Below are 7,799 nucleotides of genomic sequence, written 5' to 3' on the forward strand. Positions count from 1 at the left end.
AGGAGCGAGCAGGCTCGCTCCTGTGTGTTCATCGATCAGATTTTGAAACTGTCGACCAACTGCTTCAGGCGGTTGGCCTGTTGAGACAAGGCGTCGCAATCCTTCAAGGTTTCGTTGAGGTTGGCCACGCCCTGCTGGTTCAGCAGGTTGATCTGGTTGATGTCGACGTTGAGGGTTTCCACCACGGCGGTCTGTTCCTCGGTGGCGGCCGCTACCGACTGGTTCATCCCGTCGATCTCGACGATCCGCTGCGTCACGCTGACCAGGCGTTCACCGGCCTGGTTGGCGACCTCGACGCTTTCTTCGCTGGAGGTCTGGCTGGCGTTCATCGTGGTCACGGCCTCACGCGAGCCAATCTGCAGCGAGGTGATCATTTTGTGGATCTCTTCTGCCGACTCCTGGGTGCGGTGCGCCAGGTTGCGTACTTCATCCGCCACCACGGCAAACCCACGCCCGGCCTCACCGGCACGTGCCGCTTCAATCGCGGCGTTGAGGGCCAACAGGTTGGTTTGCTGGGAGATACCTTTGATCACATCCAGGATGTGGCCGATGTTGTCGGTGCTGGCGTTCAGGGTTTCAATCTGCGTGCAGGACAGGCTGATTTTTTGCGAAAGCTCCGACATCGCCAGGATGGTTTTCTCAACCACCTTGCGCCCATCATCGGCCTGCTCACTGGCACCGCTGGCGTGTTGCGAAGCATCAGCGGCGTTGCGCGCGATTTCCTGCGTGGCGGCCCCCAGTTCGTTGATCGCTGCGGCCACGCTGTTGGTGCGCGCGCTTTGTTCGTCGGAACCGATGATCGACGCGTTGGACGAGGCCATTACTCGCTGGGACAGGTCGTGCACCTGGCGCGTCGCCGAGGAAACTTCGGAAATTGACGCGTGAATACGCTCGACGAATTGGTTGAAGGCACTGCCCAAGTCACCGAACTCGTCCTTGCTTTCCACTGTCAGGCGGCGGGTCAGGTCACCCTCGCCCTGGGCGATGTCCTGCATGGCGCGGCCCATGGTGGTCAGCGGGCGCATCAAGACCTGGATCAGGACGCTCAGGAACACGGCAATGGCGGCAACCGCAATGAACATGGCGATCAATGCCGAGGTACGGAACTTACCCAGCGGTGCGTAGGCTTTGTCTTTGTCGATCGACAGGCCGATGTACCAGTCGGCATTCGGCAACCCGCTGATCGGGGTGAAGGACAAAATCCGTTCCTGGCCATTCAAGACCACTTCCTGGCTGAGCTTCTCGATGCGCACGTTGGTGCCGGGATAGATGTCCTTGAGGTTCTTCATCACCTGGTCCTGGTCCGGGCTGACAATCACCTGACCATCACCGCTGACCAGGAATGCATGGCCGATGCCGCCGAAATCCACCGAGTTGATGATCTTCACCAGGGTTTGCAGGCTCAGGTCACCGCCGACCACGCCAAGCAGTTCGCCATTCTTTTTCACCGGCATCGCGATGGTCACGATCAGCCCGCCTACCGCAGCCATGTAGGGCGGTGTAAGCATGGTCTTGTCGGCTGCGACAGCTTGCTTGTACCAGGGACGCTGACGCGGATCGTAGCCGTCGGGCATTTTGGCGTCGGGACGCTGGGTGAACACGCCGTTGGTGGAACCGACGTAGGTGAACTGGAAGTTGGAGGTAAATGCCGACTGGTCGACCAACCCCGGAAGATCGGCAGAGCTGCCTTGATGGGCCACGTTTTGCGCGAGGCTTTCCAGTACCAGCACCCGCCCGCTGAGCCAGTTCTGCACGCTGCTGGCGGTGAGTTCACCGGATTGCTGAATGGACGACTCCAGGTTTTGCCGGATGGTATTGCGCTGCAAGTAGTCGTTGTAGAACGTGAATAACGCGAAGGCCAGAACCACTACGCCTGACGCGGCCAACAGAATTTTATGACTGAACTTGAGATTCATTTCATTGACTTCTTTTTGCCAAAAGGGGGTGAGCGTGCCGGATGCAACATTCCATGTAACGGTATAGGCAGACTCTGCGACTGCTCTATTTCGGTGCACGCATGGCTCGTCAGGCTTTCGGCCAAGGCAGGATAAATCTTAGGAATTTGTGAGAAGCATCTGCTTTTAATGTCAGAAACCGACCAGTGGTAGCGCTGTAACGTCAGGAGTTGCAAAATTTTTCAGGCTTGTCGACAATGCGACTAATTATCATTTGTGACGCTTTGCCAGGCCGTGTGAATGCCCTCATCCGAGTACGCAGTACAGACGCTTTACAGCAACCATCATGGCTGGCTGAACACTTGGCTGCGCAGCCGTCTGGGTAACGCAGCGGATGCGGCGGACCTGGCCCAGGACACGTTCGTGCGGCTGCTGCAAAAAACCGAACGTTTCGAACTCAAGGCCCCTCGCGCTTTCCTGCGCACTATCGCGCGGGGCCTGGTGATCGATCATTGGCGTCGCGAAGAAATCGAGCGCGCCTACCTGGAGTCCATCGCGCATTTGCCCGAAGCCTTGGCGCCGAGTGCTGAAGAACGTGCGCTGATTCTGGAATTGCTGGAGTCCATCGCCCGGCTTCTGGACGGACTCAAGCCCAAGGTACGCAAGGCGTTTCTACTGGCTCAATGCGACGGCCTGACTTACAAGCAGATTGCGCAGCAGATGGGTGTATCACTGCGTTCGGTGGAACGCTATGTCGCCGAGGCGCTTTATCACTGTTATGTGCTGCGGTATGAGGCATGACCTCGATGGATAACACCGCGCGCGCAGGAATCGACCCGCAGGTGGTCAAGCAGGCCATCAGCTGGATGCTGCGCCTGCGTAACAATCGCGCCAATGTCCGCCTGAAGGCGCAGTGCGAGCACTGGCGCGAGGCTCATCATGAACACGAGTTGGCCTGGCAACGCGTGCAGGCACTGCAGCATGAATTAAGCAGCCAGTTGGCGGCGATTCCCGGGGCTCATGTGGCGCTGGAGAACAGTGCCCAGCGCCTTGGGCGCCGGCAGGCATTGAAGGTATTGTCCGGCGTGCTGTTGATGGGTTCGGCGGCCTGGGTCAGCCGAGACCTCACCGGCTGGCAGCGTTGGACCTCTGACCTGGCTACCACCACTGGCGAACGCCGTAGCGTGCAACTACCGGATGGCACGCGCCTGCAGCTCAATACCGATAGCGCAGTGGACCTCGACTTCAACCCGCAACAACGCTTGATCACATTGGTGCGTGGGGAAATCCTGGTGACCTGCGGCGCCGCGGCGACCGCCCCCCTGCTGGTTCGCACCCGCCATGGTTTGTTCGAAGGTATCGACGGGCGATTTGTGGTGCGCCAGGACAGCGATTGCACACGCCTGAGCGTCGCGTCAGGCAACGTGGCGATTCATTCACCGCATACCGCCGACGGGCTTTTCACTCAAGTGCATGCAGGAGAAAGCTACCTGGTGCGTCAGAATGCGGCCGCTCTGGCACCGCCTTCGGATATGGATACAGGGGCCTGGGCCGACGGATTGATCGTCACCCGCAACATGCGTCTTGCCGATTTCCTGGCGGAGGTGGGGCGCTATCGCCATGGTTATCTGGGCTGCTCGAGCGATATCGCAGATTTGCGCCTGTCTGGTGTTTTTCGCCTGGAGGACACCGAGAAACTATTGGCGATCCTTCCGCAGACGCTGCCTGTGCGCCTGCGCTATCGCACGCGCTGGTGGGTGAGCCTGGAGCGTCAGGCCTGATTATTTTTGGCGTGCCTGATTTATTTTTGGCGGCTTTTTTCCGTGAGTCCGGCTTAGACAGTAAGCAATTCAATCTGCCTTCAGCGACCTCTACGGATCTCGATAATGACTGTGCGTTTTTTCAGCAACTCTCCCTCTTCCTACCCTTTGCTCGGCAAAGCCGTACGCGCAGCATTGCTGTCGACCACGATGGGCATCGGCTTGCTGCCAGTGGCCGGTGTCGCGGCTGATAGCGGGGTCGAACGTATCAGCCAGCGCTATGACATCCCGGCAGGCGCGCTGAGCGATGTGCTCAATCAGTTTGCCCGTCAGGCAGGCATCACCCTTTCCAGCACGCCTGCGCAGACTCAGGGCCGACAGTCTCCCGGGCTGCACGGGGAGTACTCGGCCGAACAGGGCCTGAGCCAATTGCTCAACGGCTCAGGCTTGCAGGCGCAGGCCCAGGACGACGTGAGTTTCGTGTTGCAGGTCCAGCCCGAGAGCGAGGCGCTGACCTTGCCGACCACCGACATCAAAGGCTTCGCCCTGGGTAATGCCCTGGGCAGCATGGAAGGCTACAACGCGACCCACAGCCAGATCGCCACCAAGACCAGTACCGCGCTGCTGGAAACGTCTCAGACGGTTTCAGTGGTGACCCGCGAGCAGATGGACGACCAAGGCTCGCAAACCGTTGCCCAGGCCATGCGTTACACCCCTGGCGTGCTGACCAACCCTTATGGCGCCACTCACCGCTATGACTATGTGGCGATGCGTGGCTTCAACGACGGCTCGGTGGATAACATCTACCTGGACGGTTTGAAATCCATGGGTGACAGCGGAACCTACAGCACCATGCAGGTGGACCCGTATTTCCTCGAGCGCGTAGATATCCTCAAAGGACCGTCATCGGTGCTCTACGGGCGCAGCTCGCCGGGTGGGCTGGTGGCGTTGACCAGCAAGAAGCCATTGTTTGAGCCATACCATCAGGTCCAGGCCACGATAGGTTCCCAAGGGCAGCGAGGCATGGGTTTCGACTTCAGCGGCCCGGTGGATGACGACAAGCGCATTGCTTACCGACTGACCGGGCTTGCAGACAAGTCCGACACGCAATTCGACCATGCCAAGGAAAAACGCTACGCGCTGGCACCCACCTTGAGCATCGACTTTACCGATGACACGTCCCTCACACTCCAGGCTTACCTGCAGCATGACCCCGACGGTGGCTACCACGGAGGCATGCCGGCAGATGGCGCGTTGCACCAGCGCAACGGCCAGCGGATCTCCAACCACTTCTTCGAAGGCGAGCCGGGCATTGATGGGTACAAGCGTGATCAACAGTCGTTCGGCTATCAGTTCGAGCATCGCTTCAATGATGTTTTCACGGCGCGGCAGAACTTTCGGTATCTGGACTCCAAGGTCCGGCTGGACCAGGTGTATGCCTATGGCTGGACTACGCCCACCAGTAATGAGTTGAATCGCTATTACTCAGGCGGTGACGAAAAGCTGCATGCGTTCATCATCGACAACATGCTGCAGGCTGAATTTTTTACCGGCGCGACCAAGCATACGGTGTTGATGGGGGCGGACTATCAGCGGCGCAAAACCGTCGTGGACTGGAGCAGCGGCTCTCTTGCGCCAATCAATGCGTTCAACCCGGTGTATGGCAATTCCGAGATCAGCTATTACAGCCCAACCAGTTATCTGCGCCGGCTCGAGCAGACCGGCGTTTACCTGCAAGACCTGATTGAGATGGACAAGTGGCGGTTCTCCCTCGGGTTGCGTCAGGACTGGGTTGAGACCTCCGATGAAAATCGCATTGCCGAAGCGGGAAGGCCGCTGGGCACAGAGATCAGTGATAAACGTACCAAACTGACCGGCCGGACGGGAGCGCTCTACCTGTTTGATAATGGTCTCGCGCCCTACGTCAGCTATTCCGAATCCTTCAACCCGAACTCCTATTCGGACAGTGCCGGCAATCCCCTTGCACCTACCGACGGCACCCAGTGGGAAGTCGGCTTGAAGTATCAGCCGCCGGGTACCGACAATTTGTTCACGGCCTCGCTGTTCCGCATCGACCAGGAAAACCTGGCGACCAAACTGCCGCAGGAAAACTTCTATCGCGCGGTCGGCGCTGTGCGCTCCCAGGGCCTGGAGCTGGAGGCGCATATGCAGTTGACCGACCATCTCAAATTGTTGGGCAGCTATACCTTCACCGATATCGAGTATTCGAAGTCGATGGTCAGCACGCTGAGTACCGCAGACAACGTGATCGAGAACAAGGGGAACTCGCCAACGCAGGCGCCGCGTCATATGGCGTCGGTATGGGCAGACTACAAGTTCGATAGCGGCGCACTGGATGGCCTGCGACTCGGTGGTGGTGTTCGTTATGTCGGCTACAGCTGGGCAGATGCGGAGAACACCATGAAGGTGCCCGCCTACACGCTGTTTGATGCCTCGATGGGTTATGACCTTGGCAAGGTTGGACTGAAGGGTGTGGATGTACGCCTGAATGCCAACAACCTGACGAACGAGTCTTACGTGGCGTCGTGTGCCAGTTTGAACTTCTGCTACCTGGGTGAAGAGCGCAACGTCAGTGCGACGGTGAGCTACCAGTTCTGATCCCTCTCGATTCATACAAAGCCAGTTCCTGATTCCAGGCGCTGGCTTTGTCGTCTTTGCAGGAAATTTTTATGCGCGCATTGCTGGTTTTACTTCATCGCTACATCGGGTTGGCAACGGCGTTGTTTCTGATGATGGCGGGACTCACGGGCAGCCTTCTGGCGTTTAATCATGAGTTGGATGAATGGCTCAATCCCGGCTTTTATGAAGCAACGGCCAAAGGGTCGGCATTGCCGCCAGGTGAACTGGTGGACACGTTGCAGGGGCAGCATCCCAAACTGCAAGTCTGGTACATGGAGTATCCACAAGAGGCCGGTCATACCGCGATGCTGGCGGCAGTTGCGAGAAACGATCCGGCGACGGGCAAACCCTTTGAGGAGCCCAACCAGGTCTTTTACCTGGATCCGGTCAGCGGCGAAGAAATGGGCCGGCGTGTTTGGGGGGCTTGCTGCTTTCAGCGCGAGAACTTCATTCCGTTCATTCTGGAATTTCACTACAACCTGACACTGCCGGGTAATTGGGGTTTGTGGCTGATGGGACTGGTGGCGATCGCATGGGTGTTCGATTGTTTTATCGCGCTGTGGCTGACCCTGCCGAGAGGTAAACCGTTCTGGAAGAAGTGGTCCAAGGCGTGGAAGATCAAGGGCGGCCACGCTTACCGGCTGAACTTCGACCTGCATCGTGCAGGCGGGTTATGGCTTTGGCTGTTGTTGCTGCCGATTGCAGTCAGCAGCGTCGCGATGAATTTGCCGAGCCAGGTGTTCAAGCCTGCTGTCTCGCTGTTCTCACCGGTTGAGCCTAGCGTCTATGAGGCCCGTGGCGGGTTACCCGCCGAGCAATTGGGCGTGACACAACTGAGTTATCAACAGGCCTATGAGCGGGCGCTGGAGGAAGGCAAGCGGCTGGGACTGACGGCGGCGATTGGAGAGCTTTACTACAGCTTTGAGTACAACTTTTATGGGGCGGGTTTTGGACAACATGATACCGAGGCCCATGGGAAATCCTGGTTGTTTTTCCACGGGACGGATGGGCGTTTACTGGGGCAGGAAATAGCAGGGCAAGGTACGTTGGGAGAGCGCTTTTATCGGCTGCAACTGCCGATCCATGGGGGCAGGATCATCGGGGTGACGGGTCAGGTGCTGATTGCGCTGCTGGGAGCTGTGATCGCGATGTTGTCTGCTACCGGGATCTATATATGGTGGCGCAAGTTAATGGCCAGGCGAAGCAGTAAGGCACGCAAAGGGTGAGCCGGTCCTAGTTGTTTGCCCAGCCCTTAAACGACAAAACCCCTGTCTGCGCTAGCAGACAGGGGTTTCGGAATTCAATCTTGACGATGACCTACTCTCACATGGGGAAACCCCACACTACCATCGGCGATGCATCGTTTCACTGCTGAGTTCGGGATGGGATCAGGTGGTTCCAATGCTCTATGGTCGTCAAGAAATTAGGGTAATGAGTCGTGGACAGCTGGCCTCGCTTCAGCAAATTGGGTATGTGATAGCCTTCGGTGTTTTGCAAGATCTCG

The 7,799-nt window shown here is 58.1% G+C and carries 5 protein-coding genes and 1 rRNA gene; 4 read left to right on the forward strand and 2 right to left on the reverse strand.

Annotated elements, in window-relative coordinates:
* Nucleotides 1-35: 35 nt before the first annotated feature.
* Nucleotides 36-1,916, reverse strand: a complete 1,881-nt coding sequence (locus HX814_RS27045; RefSeq protein ID WP_003218243.1) for a methyl-accepting chemotaxis protein — start codon at nucleotides 1,914-1,916, stop codon at nucleotides 36-38.
* 279 nt (nucleotides 1,917-2,195) lie between these two features.
* On the opposite strand from HX814_RS27045, the gene HX814_RS27050 reads away from it, so the two are divergent.
* The 4 genes from HX814_RS27050 (at nucleotide 2,196) to HX814_RS27065 (ending at nucleotide 7,521) form a co-directional block, all read left to right on the forward strand.
* The gene (locus HX814_RS27050; RefSeq protein ID WP_008433614.1) at nucleotides 2,196-2,696 is read left to right on the forward strand and encodes a sigma-70 family RNA polymerase sigma factor; all 501 of its coding nucleotides are present in this window, start codon (nucleotides 2,196-2,198) and stop codon (nucleotides 2,694-2,696) included.
* Nucleotides 2,693-3,676 carry a FecR domain-containing protein gene (locus HX814_RS27055; protein WP_003218246.1) on the forward strand — a complete coding sequence of 328 codons (984 nt, stop codon included), beginning with the start codon at nucleotides 2,693-2,695 and terminating at the stop codon, nucleotides 3,674-3,676. Before HX814_RS27050 ends, HX814_RS27055 begins: the two co-directional genes overlap by 4 nt.
* A gap of 105 nt (nucleotides 3,677-3,781) precedes the next feature.
* Nucleotides 3,782-6,274 (forward strand): TonB-dependent siderophore receptor, encoded by a 2,493-nt coding sequence (locus HX814_RS27060; protein WP_177009334.1) that lies wholly within the window; start codon nucleotides 3,782-3,784, stop codon nucleotides 6,272-6,274.
* 71 nt (nucleotides 6,275-6,345) lie between these two features.
* Complete coding sequence (locus tag HX814_RS27065) at nucleotides 6,346-7,521, forward strand: PepSY domain-containing protein (RefSeq protein ID WP_177009335.1); 1,176 nt, start codon at nucleotides 6,346-6,348, stop codon at nucleotides 7,519-7,521.
* A gap of 78 nt (nucleotides 7,522-7,599) precedes the next feature.
* On the opposite strand, the gene rrf is transcribed toward HX814_RS27065, so the two are convergent.
* Nucleotides 7,600-7,715 (reverse strand): 5S ribosomal RNA (rrf, locus tag HX814_RS27070).
* Nucleotides 7,716-7,799 lie beyond the last annotated feature (84 nt).

The sequence above is a fragment of the Pseudomonas sp. C8002 genome (assembly GCF_013385765.1).
Classification (GTDB): Bacteria; Pseudomonadota; Gammaproteobacteria; order Pseudomonadales; family Pseudomonadaceae; genus Aquipseudomonas.

Bases quoted from the DNA above. Each gene is read 5' to 3' on its own strand.
- HX814_RS27045 (WP_003218243.1), bottom strand. From the start codon at position 1,916: ATGAATCTCAAGTTCAGTCATAAAATTCTGTTGGCCGCGTCAGGCGTA.
- HX814_RS27050 (WP_008433614.1), top strand. From the start codon at position 2,196: ATGCCCTCATCCGAGTACGCAGTACAGACGCTTTACAGCAACCATCAT.
- HX814_RS27055 (WP_003218246.1), top strand. From the start codon at position 2,693: ATGACCTCGATGGATAACACCGCGCGCGCAGGAATCGACCCGCAGGTG.
- HX814_RS27060 (WP_177009334.1), top strand. From the start codon at position 3,782: ATGACTGTGCGTTTTTTCAGCAACTCTCCCTCTTCCTACCCTTTGCTC.
- HX814_RS27065 (WP_177009335.1), top strand. From the start codon at position 6,346: ATGCGCGCATTGCTGGTTTTACTTCATCGCTACATCGGGTTGGCAACG.